Origin of the sequence: Microbacterium trichothecenolyticum, assembly GCF_041938625.1 — a bacterium.
Classification (GTDB): Bacteria; Actinomycetota; Actinomycetes; order Actinomycetales; family Microbacteriaceae; genus Microbacterium; species Microbacterium trichothecenolyticum_D.
On record NZ_CP169427.1, the window covers coordinates 4,388,977 to 4,409,590 of the forward strand.

General features: G+C 71.6%; 20 protein-coding genes. 7 read left to right on the top strand and 13 right to left on the bottom strand.

Annotation, left to right across the window (positions count from 1 at the left end; translation table 11 throughout):
• The first annotated feature begins 19 nt into the window (after positions 1-19).
• On the top strand, positions 20-3,286 hold the full coding sequence (locus ACEYYH_RS20260; RefSeq protein ID WP_374976089.1) for a DUF5107 domain-containing protein: 3,267 nt from the start codon (positions 20-22) through the stop codon (positions 3,284-3,286).
• 24 nt (positions 3,287-3,310) lie between these two features.
• Here ACEYYH_RS20260 and ACEYYH_RS20265 read toward each other — a convergent pair whose 3' ends face one another.
• The 8 genes from ACEYYH_RS20265 to ACEYYH_RS20300 form a co-directional block, all read right to left on the bottom strand.
• Positions 3,311-4,198 carry an RNA polymerase sigma-70 factor gene (locus ACEYYH_RS20265; protein ID WP_374976090.1) on the bottom strand — a complete coding sequence of 296 codons (888 nt, stop codon included), beginning with the start codon at positions 4,196-4,198 and terminating at the stop codon, positions 3,311-3,313.
• Between the two features lie 10 nt (positions 4,199-4,208).
• A complete protein-coding gene (locus tag ACEYYH_RS20270) occupies positions 4,209-4,799 on the bottom strand; it encodes a carboxymuconolactone decarboxylase family protein (protein WP_374976091.1) in 591 nt (196 codons plus the stop codon).
• A 75-nt stretch (positions 4,800-4,874) separates the two neighbouring features.
• On the bottom strand, positions 4,875-5,453 hold the full coding sequence (gene pyrE / locus ACEYYH_RS20275; RefSeq protein ID WP_116195401.1) for an orotate phosphoribosyltransferase: 579 nt from the start codon (positions 5,451-5,453) through the stop codon (positions 4,875-4,877).
• A 37-nt stretch (positions 5,454-5,490) separates the two neighbouring features.
• A complete protein-coding gene (locus ACEYYH_RS20280; RefSeq protein ID WP_374976092.1) occupies positions 5,491-5,787 on the bottom strand; it encodes a hypothetical protein in 297 nt (98 codons plus the stop codon).
• Positions 5,788-5,864: 77 nt separating this feature from the next.
• Positions 5,865-6,230 carry a type II toxin-antitoxin system PemK/MazF family toxin gene (locus tag ACEYYH_RS20285; RefSeq protein ID WP_374976093.1) on the bottom strand — a complete coding sequence of 122 codons (366 nt, stop codon included), beginning with the start codon at positions 6,228-6,230 and terminating at the stop codon, positions 5,865-5,867.
• Positions 6,227-6,454: a ribbon-helix-helix domain-containing protein gene (locus ACEYYH_RS20290; RefSeq protein ID WP_374976094.1), complete on the bottom strand. Its 228-nt coding sequence runs from the start codon at positions 6,452-6,454 to the stop codon at positions 6,227-6,229. Before ACEYYH_RS20290 ends, ACEYYH_RS20285 begins: the two co-directional genes overlap by 4 nt.
• Before the next feature lie 47 nt (positions 6,455-6,501).
• Positions 6,502-7,227: a hypothetical protein gene (locus ACEYYH_RS20295; RefSeq protein WP_374976095.1), complete on the bottom strand. Its 726-nt coding sequence runs from the start codon at positions 7,225-7,227 to the stop codon at positions 6,502-6,504.
• Positions 7,228-7,266: 39 nt separating this feature from the next.
• Complete coding sequence (locus ACEYYH_RS20300; protein WP_374976096.1) at positions 7,267-9,537, bottom strand: hypothetical protein; 2,271 nt, start codon at positions 9,535-9,537, stop codon at positions 7,267-7,269.
• A gap of 136 nt (positions 9,538-9,673) precedes the next feature.
• On the opposite strand from ACEYYH_RS20300, the gene ACEYYH_RS20305 reads away from it, so the two are divergent.
• Together ACEYYH_RS20305 and ACEYYH_RS20310 are read left to right on the top strand one after the other, a co-directional pair.
• Positions 9,674-10,513, top strand: coding sequence for an exodeoxyribonuclease III (locus ACEYYH_RS20305; RefSeq protein ID WP_374976097.1), 840 nt, complete (start codon positions 9,674-9,676; stop codon positions 10,511-10,513).
• Positions 10,514-10,734: 221 nt separating this feature from the next.
• On the top strand, positions 10,735-12,606 hold the full coding sequence (locus tag ACEYYH_RS20310; protein WP_374976098.1) for a sigma-70 family RNA polymerase sigma factor: 1,872 nt from the start codon (positions 10,735-10,737) through the stop codon (positions 12,604-12,606).
• A gap of 119 nt (positions 12,607-12,725) precedes the next feature.
• On the opposite strand, the gene ACEYYH_RS20315 is transcribed toward ACEYYH_RS20310, so the two are convergent.
• Genes ACEYYH_RS20315 through ACEYYH_RS20325 form a run of 3 tightly spaced genes read right to left on the bottom strand, consistent with a single transcriptional unit; the run spans position 12,726 to position 14,529 of the window.
• Positions 12,726-13,343: a dihydrofolate reductase family protein gene (locus ACEYYH_RS20315; protein ID WP_374976099.1), complete on the bottom strand. Its 618-nt coding sequence runs from the start codon at positions 13,341-13,343 to the stop codon at positions 12,726-12,728.
• A 28-nt stretch (positions 13,344-13,371) separates the two neighbouring features.
• Complete coding sequence (locus ACEYYH_RS20320) at positions 13,372-14,091, bottom strand: winged helix-turn-helix transcriptional regulator (protein WP_374976100.1); 720 nt, start codon at positions 14,089-14,091, stop codon at positions 13,372-13,374.
• Complete coding sequence (locus tag ACEYYH_RS20325) at positions 14,092-14,529, bottom strand: VOC family protein (protein ID WP_374976101.1); 438 nt, start codon at positions 14,527-14,529, stop codon at positions 14,092-14,094.
• A 177-nt stretch (positions 14,530-14,706) separates the two neighbouring features.
• On the opposite strand from ACEYYH_RS20325, the gene ACEYYH_RS20330 reads away from it, so the two are divergent.
• The gene (locus ACEYYH_RS20330; RefSeq protein ID WP_374976102.1) at positions 14,707-15,999 is read left to right on the top strand and encodes a sensor histidine kinase; all 1,293 of its coding nucleotides are present in this window, start codon (positions 14,707-14,709) and stop codon (positions 15,997-15,999) included.
• On the top strand, positions 15,996-16,745 hold the full coding sequence (locus ACEYYH_RS20335; RefSeq protein WP_374976103.1) for a response regulator: 750 nt from the start codon (positions 15,996-15,998) through the stop codon (positions 16,743-16,745). The genes ACEYYH_RS20330 and ACEYYH_RS20335 overlap by 4 nt, the downstream gene beginning before the upstream one ends.
• Before the next feature lie 305 nt (positions 16,746-17,050).
• Here ACEYYH_RS20335 and ACEYYH_RS20340 read toward each other — a convergent pair whose 3' ends face one another.
• Positions 17,051-17,620: an NADPH-dependent FMN reductase gene (locus ACEYYH_RS20340; RefSeq protein WP_116195390.1), complete on the bottom strand. Its 570-nt coding sequence runs from the start codon at positions 17,618-17,620 to the stop codon at positions 17,051-17,053.
• A 222-nt stretch (positions 17,621-17,842) separates the two neighbouring features.
• Between ACEYYH_RS20340 and ACEYYH_RS20345 the strand changes: the two genes are divergently transcribed.
• Positions 17,843-18,727, top strand: coding sequence for an ATP-binding cassette domain-containing protein (locus tag ACEYYH_RS20345; protein WP_116195389.1), 885 nt, complete (start codon positions 17,843-17,845; stop codon positions 18,725-18,727).
• Positions 18,724-19,833 carry an ABC transporter permease gene (locus ACEYYH_RS20350; RefSeq protein WP_374976104.1) on the top strand — a complete coding sequence of 370 codons (1,110 nt, stop codon included), beginning with the start codon at positions 18,724-18,726 and terminating at the stop codon, positions 19,831-19,833. The genes ACEYYH_RS20345 and ACEYYH_RS20350 overlap by 4 nt, the downstream gene beginning before the upstream one ends.
• A gap of 246 nt (positions 19,834-20,079) precedes the next feature.
• Here the strand turns inward: ACEYYH_RS20350 and ACEYYH_RS20355 are convergent, their stop codons facing one another.
• Entirely contained in the window at positions 20,080-20,493 is a 414-nt protein-coding gene (locus ACEYYH_RS20355; protein ID WP_116195387.1) for a VOC family protein, read from the bottom strand.
• Positions 20,494-20,614 lie beyond the last annotated feature (121 nt).

Here is a 20,614-nt window from a genome sequence, read left to right on the forward strand (position 1 = left end):
GTCTCCCGCATGATCCGCCATGGTCGCGGGGTCCGCCGCGACGTACTTTTGCCAGGTGACCGACGACGCCGACGCTCCGAGCCGCATCGAGCTGCCCGATGCTCCCCCCGATCAGGCAGCGATCCTCGCGGCGGGTGGCGTCGCGTGCTGGAGCGAGCCGCTCTGGATCGACACCTACGAGCCGGGAGAGCCGGATCCGTATCCGCTGTTCCTCGACCGCAGGGTGTACCAGGGGTCGAGCGGCAAGGTGTACCCGCTGCCGATGATCGACAGCGTCGCGCATGAGAAGGCGCCGCGCGCGTGGCAGGCGATCCACCTCGAGAACGCGTTCGTGCGACTCGCGCTCCTCCCCGAGATCGGCGGTCGCATCCACATCGGCTACGACAAGGTCGCCGGCTACGACTTCTTCTACCGCAACAACGTCATCAAGCCCGCGCTCGTGGGGCTCGCCGGCCCGTGGATCTCGGGCGGTGTCGAGTTCAATTGGCCGCAGCACCACCGGCCGGCGACCTTCCTGCCCGTCGATTCATGCATCGAGCGCGAGGATGACGGCGCCGTCGTCGTGTGGCACAGCGATCTCGACCCGCTGCAGCGCATGCGCGGGATGCACGGGGTGCGCCTGAGGCCCGGCTCGTCGCTGATCGAGCTCGAGGCCAGGCTGCACAACCGCACCGATGTGCCGCAGACGTTCCTCTGGTGGGCGAATGTCGCCGCGCGTGCGCACGAGCGGTACCAGTCGTTCTTCCCCGACGACGTCGCGTACGTCGCCGACCACGCCCGCCGCGCGATCACGGCGTTCCCGCGCGCCGACCGCCCGTACTACGGCGTCGACTACCCCGCGCTCGCGGCCGAGCGGGCTGACGCCGACCGCATCGACGTGTACAGCAGTATCCCGGTGCCGACGTCGTACATGATCACCGACACCGACGACGCGTTCTTCGGCGGCTACGACCACGCGGCCGATGCCGGGTTCGTCCATTGGGCCGATCGCGCGATCTCGCCGGGAAAGAAGCAGTGGACGTGGGGCGACGGCCCGATCGGACGCGCGTGGGACGACCAGCTCACCGACGGCGACGGCCCCTACGTCGAGCTCATGGCGGGCGTCTACACCGACAACCAGCCCGACTTCAGCTGGCTGCTTCCGGGCGAGACCAAGCGGTTCCGGCAGTACTGGTACCCGATCCACGGGACGGGCGCCGTCCGGCAGGCGACGACGGATGCTGCCATCGGCGTTCGCGACGACGCCGGCGCCACCCGCATCTCGGTCATCGCGACGCGCGCGTACCCCGCGGCCGTGATCGAGGTGCGTCGTGACAGCGGCCTGATCGCGCGGTGGGACGCCGACCTGGCACCTGACGCGCCCTTCGCCGCCGTCGCGGAGGTCGCGGCCGATGCCGTCGGCCTCGAGGTGCGCGTGCTCCACGCCGGGGAGCCGCTCGTGGTCTGGCGCGCGCGAGCCGCCGCCGCAGATGAGCCGTGGGTCGCGACGGCCCCGCTGCTGCCCGAGGACATCGCGTCGAACGACGAGCTGTACGCCACCGCCGTGCACCTGCTGCAGTACCGCCACCCCACCCGCTCGGCGGTGCCGTACCTGCACGAGGCGCTGCGCCGCGACCCCGGCGACTCCCGGGCGGCGACCGCGCTCGGCGCATGGCACCTCGCGCGAGGCGAGTATGCCGCGGCGCGCGATCTGCTCGGGGCGGCGATGGAGCGCCTCACGCGGCGCAATCACAACCCCCGCGACGGCGAGACGGCGTACCTCCTCGGGCTCGTGCACGAGCGGCTCGGCGACGACGAGGCCGCCGACCGCGCGCTTGCCAAGGCGGCGTGGAACGCCGCCTTCGCTCCGGCAGCCACCCTTGCACGGGCGCGCCTCGCGCTCCGGGCGGGATCGACGACTGCCGCGCTCGAGCTCGCCCGCTCGGCCGCGCCGATCCCCGAGGCGGGGCGGGTCGAAGCCCTGGCGCTCGCCCGCCGCGGCGAGGGCGCAGCATCCGTCTCCCGCATCACCGCGCTGCTCGCGACCGACCCGCTCGACCCGGCGACCCGTGCGCTCGCAGGCGAGCCGATCGATCGCGACGCGCGCACCGCGCTCGACGTCGGAGCCGAGTTCGCACGGGCGGGCGCAGTCGACGAGGCGCTCGCGGCCACCGCGGTCGCGGTCGAGACAACGCCGTCGGCGGGTCTCGCCGGTCCGCTCCGCCACTACCTGCGCGCACACTGGCTCGAGCGGGCCGGCCGCGCCGACGAGGCCGCCCACGAGCGCGCCCGCGCGCGCGAGACCACGGCGACGCTCGCCTTCCCGGCCGGCCTCGACCAGTACGATGCGCTCGTCGCGGCGGTCGCCGCCGACGCCGACGACGTCGTCGCGGCGGGCCTCCTCGGCATGTGGCTGCTCGACGCGGGCCGCCACGCCGATGCTCTCGCCCGGCTGCGTACCGCGACCGAGGGCGGCTCGACCGACCCGGTGGTGTGGCGCAACCTCGCCATCGCGCTCGTCGCGGCCGGCGGCGACGAGGAGGCGGATCTCGCCCTGGTCCGGGCGCTGTCGCTGCGGCCCGACGCGCGACTGCTGTTCGAGCGGGACGTGCTCGCGGTGCGGAGGGGGATGGATGCCGCGACCCGCCTGTCGCTGCTCGAGCCCCACTCCGCACTGCTCGGTGCCCGCGACGACCTGGCGGTGCGCCATGCCACCCTGCTGCTCGACGTCGGTCGCGTCGACGAGGCGTGGACGCTGCTCACGACCCGGCGCTTCCGGCCGTTCGAAGGCGGCGAGGGCCGCGTGATCGCCGCGTTCGACCGAGCCTCGTGCGCCCTGGCGGACCGCCTGCTGCCGACGGCACCGGCCGCGGCGGCGACGATCCTCGAGGCGGGCTTCGAGCCGCTTCGCTCGCTCGGCGAGGGCCGCCACCCGGCGGAGCCGCCGGTGCAGCGGTGGGTGCTGCTCGGTCAGGCACGTGCCGCCTCCGGCGACACCGCCGGCGCACGCGAGGCCTGGCGGGCGGCGGTGTCGCCCACGCCGCTGGCGGTGGCGCCGCGCGAGGCGGACGAGTCCATGTACTGGACCGGTGTCGCGCACCTCCACCTGGGCGACAGCGACGGCGCGGCGACGGCGTGGGACGCTCTCGAGGCCCGCGCGTCCGCGCTGCGCGCCGCGCGCGACGAGGTCGACTATTTCGCGACCTCGGTTCCGGAGCTCACGCTGTTCGACGCCGACAGCGCGGCCGCTCGCGCCGCGACGGCCGCCGAGCTCGAGCGTCTCGCCGCTGTCGGCCGGGGTCGGTGAGGGGAGGAGCGCCGTCGCCCGCGCTCAGCGGCCGACCACCGCCTCGGCGTCGACGCGGCCGAGCTTCTCGGGGTTGGCGATCGAGTACACCTGCGTGATGCGCCCGGCGACGACGGTCAGGCTCACGACACCGACGAGCACTCCGTCGAGCTCCATGCGCACCCCCGGCTGCCCGTTGACCCACGTCGACGATGCCACCAGCGAGCCCTCCACCTTCGCCAAGCCGCCGATGAGGTAGCGCGCGAGCCGATCCGCGCCGACGATCGGCCGACGGGCGGCACCGCGGACCTTGCCGCCGCCGTCGGCGACCGACACGACGTCGGGCGCGAGCACGTCCATGAGTCCCTGCAGGTCGCCGCTGTTGAGCGCGACCACGAGTCGCTCCACCACCTCCTCGTGCTCGGTCGGCCCGACGGTGACGCGAGGCCGGCGCGCGGCGACGTGGTCCTTCGCCCGGTGGGCGATCTGCCGCACGGCCGCAGGCGTCTTGCCCACGGCATCCGCGATCTCGTCATAGGGCACGTCGAACACCTCGCGCAGCACGAACACCGCCCGCTCGGCGGGACCGAGCGTCTCGAGCACCGTGAGCATCGCGATCGAGAGGTTCTCGGCGAGCTCCACGTCGTCCGCGACGTCGGGGCTCGTGAGCAGAGGCTCGGGAAGCCACTCGCCGACGTACTCCTCGCGCCGCCGCGACACCGTCCGCAGGTGGTTGAGCGCCTGCCGCGTGACGATGCGCACGAGGTAGGCGCGCGGCTCCTGCACGGTGTCGCGGTCGACCACCGCCCACCGCAGCCACGACTCCTGCAGCACGTCCTCGGCGTCGGCCGCCGAGCCGAGCATCTCGTAGGCGACAGTGAACAGCAGGCTCCGGTGCGTGACGAAAGGATCGTCGACGTCGGCGATGCTCATGGTCGCGAGCCTACGCGGAGGCGCCGACGGCGGACCGGGTCGCGAGCGGTGGCAGCCCGCAGGCATCCGCGAAGTGCTCGGAACGGATGCCGAGCGCGATGTTCATCCGCGCCGACATGTTCATGAATGCCACGCGAGCCGCCAGTTCGACGAGGCCGGCGGGGCCGAGGTCGGCGAGGAGCGCGTCCGAGAGCTCGTCGGTGACCGCGGGCGGCGTCTGACTCGCCGCCTCGGCGTACTCCATCACGCGGCGCTCGAGCGGGGTGAACACGGTCGACTCGCGCCACCGCGGCACCTCGCGCACCTTCGCCGCGTCGACATCGCGGTTTCGTGACATGAAGTAGTTGAAGTCCAGGCAGAAGCTGCAGCCGATGGTCGCCGCCGACGCCATCACCGCAAAGGTCGCGAGGCTCGGGTCGAGCTCGTGCCAGCCCTCGACCTTCTGGCCGATGCCGATCGAGTCCTTCATCACACGACGGTGGTGCCACAGCACACCGACGGAGTCGGGCACGCGGCCGATCATCCTGCGCGCGGCGAACTTGATGATCGCGCCCTGCGCGCCGGTGACCTCTGCGGTGGGGATGCGGGTGTCGCTGGTCATGTCTACCTCCGTGTCGGATGAGTCCTTCGACATGGAGACACCGGCCGCGGCCGGCGTGTGACACCCCGCGGAGAATTACTGCGGGGCGAGACCCAGGTCGTCGAGATCGATGGCCGCGAGCCACTGCAGCCCCTCGGCCTCGACGGCCGCCTGCGCGCCGGTCTTGCGATCCACGATCACGGCCACCGCGACCGGCTCAGCGCCCTCGCGCCGCAGCGCCTCGACGGCCTTGAGCGCCGACTGACCGGTGGTCGAGGTGTCTTCGACGACGACGACGCGCTTGCCCGCGACATCCGCCCCCTCCACCTGGCGGCCGCGGCCGTGGTCCTTCGGCTCCTTGCGCACGACGAAGGCGTCGAGCGGCTTGTGGGTGCGCGCGGACTCGTGCATCACGGCGTTCGCGATGGGGTCGGCGCCGAGCGTGAGACCGCCGACGGCGACGATGCCGTCCACGTCGCGGATGAGGTCGAGCATGATGCGCCCGATCGACGGTGCCGCCCGGTGATCGAGCGTGAGCTTGCGCATGTCGACGTAGTAGGTCGCCTTCTTGCCGCTCGAGAGCGTGAAGTCCCCGTGGAACACCGCCTCGTCCTGGATCAGCGCGATCAGATACTGGCGGTCGGCTTCGAGCTGGGGCGTGGAGGCGGCGGTCATGCCCTCGATTTTACGGATGCTGCGTCCCCGGCGCCGCTCAGGAGCCGATGGGTACCAGCTTCTTGTAGGTCGTCGAGAAGCCCCACTTCTGCGCCGAGCCCCGGTATGCGCAGGATTCGCCCGCGTAGATGATCCCGCCGGAGTTCGTGATCGACCACGCGGTCGAACGCTGGGCCGCCAAGCATGCCGTGCTGGTCGTGTAGCCCGACTTCACCACCGTGAATGACTTGTATCCCATCGTCGCGGCCTGGGCGGGTGCTGCGGCGGCGAGGCCTGCGCCCGAGGCGACGCAGACGGCGAGGACGCCGGCGAGCAAGCGATTCTTGACGGTCATGACGGCCCTTCTCGTGGCTGGTGGCGCCTCAGTCTTCCACAGCCGGGTCGCTTCGGTTCGATCCTCGCGCGGCGGGCCTACAGGGCGAGGTGCAGCCGCAGCGCGTCGTCGAGCGCGCCGAGGAGTTCCGTCGGGACCCAGCCGACGATCCCGGCGACACGCGCGACGGCGATCGTGCGCACCTGCTCCGCCTGCGCCTTGGAAGGTCGCTGCAGCCCGGTCTGCTCGGCGGGAAGAAGCACCTGGAAGTCGTGCACGTGCGCGACATTGGATGTGACGGGTACGACGGTGATCACGCCGCCCACGCGTACCGCCGCGGCGTTCGCGGTGTTGTTGCTGACGACGACGACGGGGCGTGTGCGTGATGCCTCGCTTCCGACCACCGGATCGAGAGACGCCAGTACGATCTGACCGCGGCGCAGAAAGGGGATCGTATCGGTCATGCGACGCCGTCACCGGCGGCCGCGCTCCACACGTCTTCTTCTCCCGATTCCCGCCACTCACCGAACGCCTCGGCGTAGGCGTCGGCGAGTCGGCTTTCACGCAGGAGTCGCACGGCTTCCTGTACGGCGGCAGAGCGGCTCTCGAAGTGACCGTCGAGCGCTTCGCGATCGAGGAACTCGACGTCCGCCTGGCTGAGGCTGACGCTCACCTTCATGAAGGACATAAGTCGATGCTACTCCGGTAGCATCGCCATGCCTACCGGTTCGAGCTTCATTCCTCGATCGGGTGGCCGCTGAGCATCGCGACGTCGTGCGGGGCGGCGCGGGACGCGACGGCTTCGCGCCTCTCGTCCTGACCGGTGGCCCCGGGCGGCAGCAGGGCGGCGACCGCGCGCGACACGGCCGGGTCGGGTGCGACCTCGGCGAGCGCGTCGGTCCGTGCGAGCGCCAAGCGGGCGGCGGCGGCCGTGCCGGCATCTTCCGACGTCGCGAGGCGCTCGAGCGCGGGCTCGGCGGCGCCGATGACGCCCGCCCCGAGCAGGCTCTGGACCACATCGCGATCACGCAGATCCGCGGCGAGCGCGGCGTTCTCACCCGCGGTGCGCACGAGCACGGCCGAGTTCGACGTGAGCGTCTCGCCCGGCCGCACGGCGAAGCGCGCGACGACCACGTAGCGACCGGGAACGGGGAACAGCGGCTCGCTGCCCTCCGACACGAGTGGCACCCCCGCGATGAGGCGCTCTCCCGCGGCGAGCTCGACCGAGCGCGGCGCCGAGTCGGCCGGCCAGGGCCACGCGGCGCGCGCGACGCGCCCGTCAGGCCCCGTCACCTCGACCTCGAGGTCGCCCTCGATGAGGTTCAGCCGGGCGCTCACGGTTGCCGCACCGCCGACCGCCACGACGTCCACCTCGGCGTAGGCGATGCGGTCGAGCGGAACGGACTCGCCGGCGAGCCGGAGCCGGAGCTCCAGCCCGCCGCCCTGCGCATCGGACGTCACACCTCGATCCTTCCCCTGCGCGCCCCCGTTGTCACCGGGTCAGCGCCCCCGCGGCGAGACGAAGTCCGCGGCGATCTGCTCGGCCGCCGCGACGTCCTTCCCGGCCGCCGACCTTGCGCCGCCCTTCGCGCGCGCCTTGAGCGCCGCCACCGTGTCGGCGACGACCGGCGCATTCTTCTCCGTCGGGCTCGCGACCGTCACGGCGAGCGCGGCGACGCGTTCGGCCGATCGGCCGGCCAGCGCCAGTTCGAGGAAGTGCGCCGCTTCGTCGGGCGCGGCGTCCCGCACGCCGCGGGCGCGGACGTCGGTGAACGAGCGCGCCAGCGAGTTCGCGAGCACCAGGGCGCCGGCCGCACCCGTGTCGGTGTCGCTGTGCTGCTCGGCCAGGTCCGTCAGCACAGCTCGGGCGGCAGCATCCGTCGCGAAATCGCCCATCGCGATCGCGCGCCCGACGCCCGGCGTGAGCGTCTTGGCGCTGATGTCGACCTCGGCGTCGGAAGCGGGACCGCGCACGTCGACGGTCACCGGCGCCGACCGCACGGTCGTCACCGGATCGACCTCGAGCTGCGCGGCGACCGTATGACGCCCGGGCTCGGTGAATGTCACGCCCTGGTTCGTGAAGAACACCTGGACGTGATTGCGGATCGACGCACCCGGCTGCAGCACCGTCGTCGGCCTGGGACCGCAGCCGATCGCGACGTCGACGAGGTGCTCGAGCGACCGGTCGGGCGGGGTGTGCACGAAGACGAGGTCGCCCTCCGACAGGTTGATCAGCGTGGTGACCGTGCGGGGCTGGTCCGACACGTTCGTCAGCACGACCTCGGCGGTGACGTACTCGCCGACGAACGCCTGCGCGGGCATCGCGACCGTCAGCTCGAGGGCGTCGTCGGCGGTGTCACCCGCGAGACCCGCGACGTCGACCGGCGCCGGCAGGCCTGCCGACAGGTTGCCATGCCCCCACCCGAAGTTCTTCCACCCGGGCCGCACCTGCGGATCGGGAGAGTGGATGAGCGACGTGCGATCGTGCTCCGAGAACACGAACGCCGCGTTTCCCGGGTAGGGGTTCGCGACGGTCGCGAAGCCCATGACATCCCCGGTCTGGTTCATGATCTCGATGCCGATGCCCGGGTTGTGGACGTCGTGCTTCGGGTGCCACAGGTTGAACGCGTGCCCCGCCTCGTGCACGAGCGTGCGCAGGAACGCCGCCGGCACCTCGTCGAGCGGGCGGCCTCGCGCCGCGGCGGCGATGAACGAGTCGTCGCCGAGCTGCACGTCGGCGAACCCCGCAGCGCCCTCGCGCGGCACGGTGTCGTCGTCGAACATGATCCCGAACAGCCCGCCCTGCGACGAGCCCACGAACAGCCACAGCCGCCACTGCTCCCCGGCCACGGCCTGGCGGTGCCCCGACATGAGCGTCGCGAGCTCGGCGTTCGTGAGGGCGGCATCGTTCGGCACGTCGATCTCGTCCGTGACGACGGTGACGTCCCAGCCGGCCGAGGCATAGACGGAGCGCACGTTCGCCGCGGCACCGGAGCCGATGGTGGCGGATGCCGGGAACACCCGGTTCACCATGGCATCGACCTCGATGCGGCACCCGCGGTACATCGGCGACGTCTTGCGGGCCGTGACATCGGTGACGGTGCCACCGATCGAGAGTGTCCCGGTCATCCGCTGCGACGGCGCGACGAGCGCGGACGCGGGCGCCACCACGAGTGGCCGCCGGCAGCGGAGCGTGAGTGTGCCGGTGTCGGTGGAGACGAACTCCTGCGTCGTACGGTTCCACAGGTGGCGGACGATCTGCACGGTGAGGGTGCCGTCGGCGTAGGTGGCGCCGTGGGAGCGGAAGTACCACGAGTACTCGGTCTTGGGGAACGCGGGGTACGTGCGCCGGCTCACCGGGAGCACGTCCGAGACCGCGGTCTCGTCGATCGCGCCGAGGTCGCCCGCGCCGAGGTCGCCCGCGTCGGCGTCGGCGCCCGCGGACGGCCTCGGGTCCGGGATCGGGACCGGCCGCTGCACCTCGCCGAGCACCGGCGGGAAGACGCGCCGCGAGTACATGTCGCCCGAGATGCGCAGCGAGGAGGCGCCGACCTCGATGCGCAGGGCGCCGCGCACCTCGGGGGCGAACACGGTGCGCCGCTCGAGCTCGAGCAGCCAGGAGCCGTCCAGCGTGCCGATCGGGCACGGCCGGGTCGGGAGTTCGGGCCGGATGATCGGCGCGCCGATGAGCTCGCCGTCGGCGTCGAACTCGAGGGGCTCGTCGGCGTGCGCCGCGGAGGCCGCGTGGCCGCAGCCGCAGTCGTGGTCCATGGTGGGGTCTCGCTTTCCCGACCGCGGACGCGGCCGCTGACAGAAAGGAGAATCCTCCTCGCGGCACTGATACGCCAGGGGTTGCGGCATCCCGTCCCGCCTTTCGACGTCCGCCGCCCCGCCTAGGCTTGATCCCATGCGCCTGGCCACCTGGAACGTCAACTCGATCCGCGCGCGGGTCGACCGCATCGTCGACTTCGCGGTGCGCGAGCACATCGACGTGCTCGCGATGCAGGAGATCAAGTGCAAGACCGACCAGTTCCCGTTCGACCGGTTCGAAGAGGCCGGCTACCACGTGGAGGCGTACGGGTTCTCGCAGTGGAACGGCGTCGCGATCGCCAGCCGCGAGCCGCTCACGAACGTGCGCACGTCGTTCCCGGGAATGCCCGGCTTCGAGAAGGGGCACAACGGCCCCGACGCTCCGCAGGAGGCCCGGGCGATGGGCGCGACCATCGGCGGCGTCGAGGTGTGGAGCCTCTACGTGCCCAACGGCCGCTCGCTCGGCGACCCGCACTACTACTACAAGCTCGACTGGCTGTCGGCGCTGCAGCAGTACACCTCCGAGTCGCTGACCGCGAACCCCGACCTCGCGCTCGCCCTGGTGGGCGACTTCAACATCGCTCCGACCGACGCCGACAACGGCGACCCCGCCGTCGTCCCGGGCTTCTCGACGCATGTGTCGCCGCCCGAGCGTGAGGCGTTCGCCGCGTTCGACAGCGTCGGCGTGCAGGATGTCGTGCGCCCGCTGATCCCCACCGGCTACACGTACTGGGACTACAAGCGCCTGAAGTTCCCCCGCAACGAGGGCATGCGCATCGACTTCATCCTCGGTTCGCACGCGATCGCCGACGCCGTCACCGGTGCGACGATCCACCGCGACGAGCGCAAGGGCGAGCTCCCGAGCGACCATGTGCCGGTCGTCGTCGACCTCGACCTCGAAGGCCCGGACGACGACGATCGCCCGATGATCTTCTGAGATTCCGGATGCTGCGGCCTGCGGCATCCGTGATCTCCAGAGAATCGTCGCGAGAGATCTTCGCGCCGCGCGTCATGATTTCGTGGCGGCGACGTCTTGCCTGTTGTACCCCCGTTCCGCGCGATGCCGGACGCCCCCTCCAGGAGCTTCCCCGCAGCGCGTCGTCAGCCCGTCGGTGACCCGCCGGGTGACATCCGAAGCGCCACACGGCGAGGAGAGAAGTGTCCACCCACCAGAGTGCCGCCGTCGACGGCCCGCTCGCCGAGCGCTCCGACGAGGACCTCGTCGCCGCAGCGCGCACCGGCGACGATGCGGCCTACGCGGTGCTGTGGGAGCGTCACGTCGCGAGCGCGCGCAGCGCGGCGCGGGCGGTGAGCCCGAACATCGACGCGGATGACCTGGTGTCGGAGGCATTCACCTCGATCCTCTCCACGATCCGCAAGGGCGGCGGCCCACAGGACGGCTTCCGGCCCTACCTGTTCGCCACCATCCGCAACGTCGCCGCCTCGTGGGGTCGCCGCGCCGCCGAGACGCCGCTCGACGATCTCGACGAGCGGTCTGCGGACTCGGCCGCGGAGTTCGCCGAGCTCGTGGCCGACCGTTCCGTCCTCGCGCAGGCGTTCCGCGATCTCCCGGCTCGCTGGCGGACGCTCCTCTGGTACCTCGAGGTCGAGGGCATGAAGCCACGCGAGGTCGCGCCGCTCCTCGGCATGAGCGCCAACGCCGTGTCGGCTCTCGCGTACCGCGCACGCGAGGGCTTCAAGCAGGCGTGGCTGCAGGCCCACATCAGCGATCCCGCACGACCCGCCGATTGCCGCTGGGTGTGCGAACTGCTCGTCGCGAGTGAGCGCAAGGCTGTCGCGCGTCACGACCGCCGGCGCCTCGACGCGCACCTGCGCTCGTGCCGGGCGTGCCGCATCGTCGCGGCCGACATCGAGCATGTCTCGCAGAAGCTCCGCATGGTGCTGCTGCCTCTTGTCCTCGGCGGGGCTGGGGCCCTCGCCTATACCGCCGATGCCACTCCGGCCGTGGCAGCGGTGATCGCCGGAACGCCCACCGGGGGTGGCGGGGCGTCCGGCTCTGGGGAGACAGGCGTCTGGGGCGCCTCTGGCGGGGGTGCCGGCGCGGGGGGCGCCGGCACTGCCGCCCTCTCCCTCACGGGGATCGCGGTCGGCGTGGGTGTGGTGGCCGTGGCCGCCGCCGCGGCGGTCGCGATCGCACTCGCGCCGTCGTGGAGCGCGCCGGCGCACGAGCCCGCGCCCGCCGCCGCGACGGACCGCCAGACGGATGCTGCCGCCGATCCCGCGACCGCGCCCGAGGATGCCGAGACCGAACCGGTGGAGCCTGCGGCCGCGCCGGAGGTCGAGGCATCCGTGATCCTTCCGGGGAGCGAACCCGCGCCGCGGGTGGAGCCCGCACCGGCACCACGACCGAGCGCACCGGCGACGACGAACCCGGTGCCCGCCCCGAGTCCGGCGCCGACTCCCGCTCCGACCCCGACCCCGACTCCGGATCCGGACCCCGTCGTCAGCGCCTCACCCGCGCTCGACGCGGTCCGCGACCTCGATGCGCCGGTTCCGGCGCCGATCACCGGCACGGGTACCGCGGGTGCCTTCGTCGCGCTGATCGACGAGACGGGTTCGACCCTCTCGACGACCGCCGTCGCCGCCGACGGGCGGTTCTCGGCTGTGATCCCCAGCGAGCTGCTGCGTGTCGGCCTGACGGTGCGCGCGGTCCAGACGGCGCCCGGCGCCGAGCCTTCCGCCGCGAGCCCGGCGGTCGGCCCGTTCACCCTCCCCGTCCCGACCGTGACCGCCTTGGACGGATCCCTCGACGCACCCCTGCAGGAGGCAGACTTCGACGGCCGCGCCGACGACGTCTACCTGCTGCTGGACGGCCGGCGCGGGCAGACCGTCGCGGTGTCGGTCGACGGCGTGTGGACGGGCAACCTCCACGTGCTGACGGGCACGCCGCTGCTGCGCGTCGTGCACGACGTGGCCGTCGGCGACCACGTGATCGGCCTCCGCTACGTCGACCCCGCCACAGGCCGCGAGGGCCGCACCGCGACGGTGACGATCCACGCGACCCGGTGACCCCGGGTTCGCGGCCGCGCTCACGACGTTTCGACTCGCCCGTTCCTCGCTCGCTCAACGAGCGGGCAGGGCAGAACGTCTGACACCGCTCCACGAGCGGGGGCGGTGTCCGGACGACCTCAGTCCTCGGGGCCCATCTCGCCGGTCTGCGGTGCGCCCGGCGCCGGCCCGTATCGCAGCTGCAGCACGCCGAGCGGGCCCGTCACGGCCGGCTCGAGCAGCCTGACGTTCGCGGGATGCGCACCCTCGGGGAACACCTTCTTGCCCTGACCGAGGACCACCGGATAGACCCACAGGGTCAGCACGTCGAACAGCTGCTCCTTCAGCAGGGTCTGCACGAAATCGACGCTGCCGATGACGTGGATGTTCTCGTGCTTGTCGCGCAGCGCCTCCACCTCGCGGTTCAGATCCATGCCGAGCTGCGTGGACCCCTCCCACTCCAGGGTGGGCAGGCCGCGCGAGGCGACGTACTTCGGTGCGCTGTTCAGGGCGTCCGCGATCTTCCCGGACTGGTGCGGCCAGTATCCGGCGAAGATGTCGTAGGTGCGCCGCCCGAGCAGCAGTGCGTCGAGCTGGGAGATCCCCTTCCCGATCGAGGCGCCGATGACCTCGTCGGGGAACGGCGCCTGCCACCCTCCGTAGGGGAACCCGTTCGAGGGGTCCTCCTCCGGGCCGCCGGGCGCCTGCGCGACGCCGTCGAGGGTAGTGAAGAGGTCGATGTAGATGCGACCGGTCATGGCCGCCTCCTTCCGTGCCGGGGCGGGCTCACGCGACCAGCGCGACCCCGGGGTCGATGGGGATGTGGAACGTCTGGGCGAACCGCTCGAGCAGCGTCGCGTCGCCCGCGACGACGGCGAGCACGTCCTGGTCGAGAGCGTCGGCCGGGGTCAGCTCGCCCGAGATGAGGCGACGGATGCCGGGACCAGCCGCGAAGACGAGATCGGGCTCCCCGGCTGTCGAGGCCTGCGTCCCGAGCCGCGGGTCGACCGGACGCCCGGCCGGCTGGACCTGCGCGATGCGCAGCCCCGATGCGTCGACGTGCACGCGCAGCACGACGTCGCCCACGTGCAGCTCGTAGTCTGCGGGCGGCAGCGCGGTCGCAGCATCCGTCTGAAATGCCGTCCGCAGCGCCATCGTCAGCGAGTCGGCCGTGACGACGTCCTCGGGCTGGGGCTCGCCCATCTCCTGGAAGCCCCACCGGCCGAGGGCGAGCACGATCGGCTCGAGCTCGCGGCCGTACGGGGTCAGCTCGTACACGAGCCCGCAGTGCAGCAGCGGCACGCGGCGCACGACACCGCCCTCCTGCAGCTCCTTGAGCCGTGTGGAGAGGATGTTGGTGGGGATCTTGGGCAGCCCCTGCTTGAGGTCGGTGTAGCGGCGGGGGCCGACGAGCAGATCGCGGACGATGAGCAGCGCCCACCGCTCCCCGATCAGCTCGACGGCCGTCGTGACACCGCAGTACTGCCCGTAGCTGCGGGACGCCACCTAGGCCTGCGCCTGCTCCGCCATGAACGCCTCGGGTCCCTTCGCGGCGGCCTCGGGGTCCATCCACATGAACTGGATGCCGTTGCCGTCGGGGTCGATGAGGTCGCGCGCGTACATGAAGCCGAAGTCCTGCGGCTCGCCCGGTGCGGTGCCACCGGCGGCGACGCCCGCCTCGACGATCCGGTCCACGTCCTCGCGGGTCTCGCGGCTGATCGACAGCAGCACCTGCGCGTGCGTCTTGGGGTCGGCGAACTCCTTGTCGGTGAACGTCGCGAAGTACTCCCGGGTGAGCACCATGAAGAAGATCTGGTCGCTCCACACGACGCACGCGGCGTTCTCGTCGGTGAAGAGCGGGTTCAGCGCGCAGCCGAGGGCCGTGTAGTACGCCTTCGAGCGCTCGAGGTCGTTCGTCGGGATGTTGACGAAGATGTGCGTCATTGCCTTGCTCCTTGTGACCGTGGGCGTCGACCGGACTGGCGACAGAAGAATGGTTGCAAAAAACAAGCACGCTTGTCAATAGCAAGTAACGGACGGATGCTGCGGTCCGCCGCATCCCCGTTCCACCTCCGTCTCACGGGGGATGCCCCGGAACCCGCGGCCCCGTAGCGTGGAGGGATGTCCGACCTGGCTTCCGCGCGCCCCGCGCGGCGCCCCGCGCGGCGCCCCGCGCCGACCGCGGGCGAGCTGCGCAACGACGTGTGGCTCGCCGGTGCCCTCTTCGTCGCAGCGGTGATCAGCACCGCCCTGGGCTCGGTGGCCGGGGTCTACGGCGACGACGCGAACGCCGGCATGCAGTGGGCGCTGCTCTACAGCCTCGGGCTCACGGCCCCGCTCGCGGTGCGACGGCGCTTCCCCGCGGTCGTCGTCCTGGCGATCGCCCTCGTGTTCTTCGCGGGTGTGACATTCCGCATCCCCGACCTGTACGTCTCGAATATCGCGATGTTCATCGCGATGTACACCGTCGGCGCGTGGGTCGACGACCGCCGACGGGCGATGTGGGTGCGCGTCGGCGTGATCGTCGCGATGTTCGTCTGGCTGATCGTCACGATGTTCCAGGCGGCGATCGACCCGTCCGACGAGGCGCTGTCGCAGGCGGGTCTCTTCTCGCCGTTCGCGGCGATGCTGCTCATCCAGCTGCTCGTCAACGCCGGGTTCTTCGGCGGCGCGTACTACATGGGTGACCGCGCGTACGCCGCCGCGATGTCGCGCGCCGCGCTCGAGGAGCGCACGCACGAGCTCGAGCGGGAGCGCGAGGTCACCGCCGCGCAGGCCGTGGCACTGGACCGCGTGCGCATCGCGCGCGAGCTGCACGACGTCGTGGCGCACCACGTCTCGGCGATGGGGGTGCAGGCCGGCGCCGCCCGCGCCGTGCTGGACCGGGATCCGGATGCTGCGCGCGGAGCGCTGCGCGGAGTCGAGGCGTCCGCCCGCTCCGCGCTCGTCGAGCTGCGGCAGCTGCTCGAGACGCTGCGCACCTCCGGCGGCGACGCCGAGGGCGGATCGACCGTGCACCTCTCGGCGCTCGCGGACCTCGTCGCCCATGCGAACGACAACGGCCTGCCCACCACGCTCACGATCGTCGGCGACGCCGTTCACCTGCCCGAGCTCGTGCAGGTGAACGTGTACCGCGTGGCCCAGGAGGCGCTGACGAACGCACGCCGCCACGGCGGACCGGATGCTGCCGCCGACGTCCGCCTGCGCTACGCGCCCGACGCCGTCGAGCTCGAGGTCGTCAACTCCGGCCGCGCCGTCGCCGCGCCGATGCGGCCGGGCCTCGGCCTCGTCGGCATGCGTGAGCGGGCCGCCGCCTCGGGCGGCGAGCTCAAAGCGGCGCCGCGCGCCCGCGGCGGGTTCCTCGTCCGGCTGCGCGTGCCGCTCGCCGTGCCGGCCGAGGCGGTCGGCGCGTGATCCGCGTGCTCCTGGTCGACGACCACGCCGTGATGCGAGCCGGCTTCCGCATGATCCTCGAGTCCGCGGGAGACATCGCCGTGGTCGGCGAGGCCTCCACCGGCGTCGAGGCGGTGGCCGCAGCATCCGATGTCCGTCCCGACGTGATCTGCATGGACGTGCAGATGCCCGACATGGACGGGCTGGAAGCGACGCGGCGCATCGTGGGTTCGGTGGAGGCGGCGGTCGTCGTCGTGACCACCTTCGACCGCGACGACTACCTCTTCGACGCACTCGCCGCCGGCGCGAGCGGATTCCTCCTGAAGAACGCCGGCCCCGAGGAGCTCATCTCGGCCGTGCGGGTCGCCGCCGCCGGTGACGCGCTGCTCGCCCCCGAGGTCACCCGCCGCGTGATCGCCCGCTTCGCCGCCGCGCCCGTCACCGAGGCCCGGTCCGCCTCCCCCTCCCCCTCCCCCGACCGCGAGAGTACAGCTGGTGGACGAGATGTCGGGGCGTTCCCTACCTCTCGGCGACCAGCTGCACTCTCGCCGGAAGTGGTGGGGGACGGGCCCGTGGTCGAGCTCACCGAGCGCGAAGGCGAGGTGCTGCGGCTCGTGGCGCAGGCGATGAGCAACGCCGAGATCGCACAGCGGCTCTACATCGGCGAGGCCACCGTGAAGACGCACGTCTCGAACGTGCTGCAGAAGCTCGGCACCCGCGACCGCGTCGCCGCGGTCGTCTACGCCCACCGCCACGGCCTCGTCTGACCCGCCTCGCCCGCCCTGCAGCCGCCTTTTTTGGCGACTCGCCAGAAACCACCGGAAGAGCGGCCTTTCTTGGCGACTCGCCAGAGGGCAAGGCCGCCGGAACGTGAGCATCGCACTGCGCCTTTTGGCGAGTCGCCAAGAGCGCCCCCGAAACGCCGGGGGTTTGGCGAGTCGCCAAGACGCGGGCGGGCGATCCAGGGAGGGAACGACGGATGCCCCGGCCCCGGCGCCACGAGGGGCGTCAGGTCCGGGGCATCCGGGGTGCGGGAACAGGTCGTCGGTCCGGGTGAGGCCGACCGGGGGGATTACGCGGCGACGGGAACCGCGGCGTAGCGGTCGACCAGGGCGCCGAAGGCCTGGAGGTAGCCGATGAGGAAGTCGGCGGTCTGCTCGCTGGTGACCTCGCCGGTCTCGGTGAACAGGCCCGGGGTGGTCTGCACGTAGCCCTCGGGCTGGCCGAGCGTCGGGGCGTTGTAGTGGCTGAGGATCGCCTTGAGGTGCTGCTGCGCCGCCGCGGTGGCGATGCCGCCGCCCGACGTGCCGATGACGGCGGTGGGCTTGCCGTCGAACGAGCCCTGGCCCCACGGGCGGGCCGACCAGTCGAGCGCGTTCTTCAGGACGCCGGGGATCGAGCGGCTGTACTCGGGCGTGATGATGATGACGCCGTCGACGTCGGCGATGGCCTGCTTGAAGTCGCGGGCGACCTGCGGGAAGTCGGCGTCGAAGTCGGGCGAGTAGAAGGGGAGGTCCTTGATCGGGATCTCGACGAGGGTGGTGCCCTCGGGGGCGAGACGCTCGAGGGCCTTCGCGAGACGACGGTTGATGGAGGTCGACGAGATGCTGCCGACGATGTAGCCGATGGTCCGCTCGGTCATGTGGGGTTCTCCTTGAAAGCAAAGGCGTCCCCGGTGGGGACCACCGTGGACGTTCCACATCCATGCAAGCACATGCACGGGTGATCTATTCCGGCGCATGAAAGATCTCTCATCCACCCGCTCCCCCGCACGGCGGACCCCTGCCGAATCCGCCCCACGGGGGAGGCCTCAGCGCGCTCGCATGCGTAGCGTCGGCTGCAGGGGAAGCGAGAGGAGAAACGGATGCTGCAGCTGCGCGGTATCGGCAAGAGCTACGGAGGGCGCCGCGTGCTCGACGACGTGTCGTTCGACGTGGGGCCCGGCCGGCTGACCGGCTTCGTCGGCGGGAACGGCGCGGGCAAGACCACCACCATGCGGATCGTGCTGGGGGTGCTCGCCGGCGACGCCGGCACCGTCACCCTCGACGGCGCCGAGGTCACGGCCTCCGACCGCCGACGCTTCGGCTACATGCCCGAGGAGCGCGGGCTGTACCCCAAGATGAAGGTGCACGAGCACATCACCTACCTCGCGCGACTGCACGGGTTCTCGAAGACGGATGCTGCGACCCGCGCCCGCGCTCTGCTCGAGCAGCTGGGGCTCGGCGAGCGACTGAACGACAACGTCGAGACGCTCTCGCTCGGCAACCAGCAGCGCGCGCAGATCGCCGCGGCACTCGTGCACGACCCGCAGGTGCTGATCCTCGACGAGCCGTTCTCGGGCCTGGACCCGCTCGCGGTGGACGTGGTCGCGGGCGTGCTGCAGCAGCGCGCCGCTGCCGGCGCCGCCGTGCTCTTCTCGTCGCACCAGCTCGACGTCGTCGAGCGGCTGTGCGACGACCTCGTGATCATCGCCGGCGGCACCATCCGCGCGGCCGGGGCCCGTGACGCCCTTCGGGCGCAGCACTCGACCCGCCGCTTCGAGCTCGTCTCGGCCGGCGACGCCGGCTGGCTGCGCACGGAGCCCGGCGTCGAGGTGCTCGATTTCGACGGCGGCTACGCGGTGTTCGACGTCGACAGCGACGAGACCGCGCAGCGGGTGCTGCGCCGGGCGGTCGCACAGGGTGATGTCGCGAGCTTCGCGCCGCAGCATCCGTCCCTCGCCCAGATCTTCAAGGAGGTCATCCAATGAGCACCACCGATACCCGCCGCGGCGGCACCGCGTTGGGCGCAGGGCAGGCGATCTGGCTCGTCGCCGAGCGCGAGATCGGCTCGAAGCTGCGCAGCAAGGCGTTCGTCATCTCGACGGCGATCCTGTTCCTCGGCGCGCTGGCCCTCGTGATCTGGGGCGGCTTCCAGGCGGCGAACACCACCGGCACACCGGTGGCGGTGACCGCCGACGCGCAGCAGTATGTCGCCGGCGCGGAAGGCCTCGACGTCACCGACGTTGCGGACCGCGCCGCCGCCGAGGCGCTCGTGACCGACGGCGAGGTCGATGCGGCCGTGGTGGGCGACTCGTCGTCGCCGCTCGGGTTCGCGATCGTCGCCGAGTCGTCCGCGCCGACGTCGCTGATGCTGCAGCTCGCGCAGGTGCCCCCGGTCGAGCTCCTCGCCCCCGAGGAGGGCAACGCCGCGCTCGGCTACATCGCCGCTGTCGGGTTCGGCGTCGTGTTCCTGCTGGCCGCGTCCCTGTTCGGCGGCACGATCGCGCAGAGCGTCGTCGAAGAGAAGCAGACCCGCGTGGTCGAGCTGCTCATCTCGGCGATCCCGGTGCGGTCGCTCTTGGCCGGCAAGGTGATCGGCAACACGGTCCTCGCGATGGGGCAGATCCTGATCCTCGCCGCGATCGCGATCATCGGCCTCACCGTGACCGATCAGACCGCACTGCTGCAGGGGCTCGGCGCCCCCATCGCCTGGTTCGCGATCTTCTTCCTGTTCGGCTTCATCCTGCTGGCCTCGCTGTTCGCGGCGGCCGCCTCGATGGTGTCTCGCCAGGAGGACATCGGCTCGACCACGATGCCGCTGACGATGCTCGTGATGGCGCCGTACTTCCTCGTCATCTTCTTCAACGACAACCCGGTGGTGCTCGCGATCATGTCGTACGTGCCGTTCTCGGCGCCGGTCGGCATGCCGATGCGCATCTTCCTCGGCCAGGCGCAGTGGTGGGAGCCGCTGCTGTCGATCGCGATCCTCATCGCGACGTGCGTCGCCGCGATCTTCGTCGCCGCCCGCATCTACGAGAACTCGCTCCTGCGCATGGGCGGCCGCGTGAAGCTGTCGGAGGCGCTCGCCGGCTGATCCCCGTGCCCGATCGTTGAGCGAGCTTGCGAGTCGAAACGCCTCTGACACGGCGCAGTCCGCCAGTCCGACGCGTTTCGACTCGCTCGTTCCTCGCTCGCTCAACGAGCGGGAACGGGGTCCTCACTCAACGAGCGGAAACGGGGTCCTCACTCAACGAGCGGGAACGGGGTCCTCACTCAACGAGCGGGAACGGGGTCCTCACTCAACGAGCGGAAACGGGGGCGCTGCCTCCTCGTCCTGCCCCTACTGCTCCCCCATCATCTGCGGCTCCATACGGCCGACCGAGATGACGTTGCCCGCGGGGTCCTTGAACCATGCGATGTCGGGGCCGCCTTCGAAGCCGCGCGAGATGCCCTTCTCGTCGGTGCCGTAATCGGGGTCGGTGTAGATCTTCGTCACGACACCCCTCGCGTTGAGGTCGTCGACCGCGGCGTCGACGTCGGCGACGCTGAAGTTGAGGATCGTGAACACGGCCGGCTCGTGATCCTCCTTCGGATAGACGAAGATGCTGCCGCCGCCGGGAAGCGCGATGGTGAAGCCGCCTCCCATCTCTTCGTAGACCGTGACGTCGAGCCCCAGGGTGTCGCGGTAGAAGGCCACGGCCTCGCCGACGTCGGGTACAGCGAAGCTCGAAAATGGCCGATCGGGTGTGAACATGACAGCCTCCCAGTGGTTGTGCCGCCGCCAACGATCCTCTTGCCCGCAGGGCGTGTCCAGAGGGGTCGCGGCGCACCTTCGCGGCGTCGAGGGCGCGGCGTAGACTCCCGGCATCCGTACG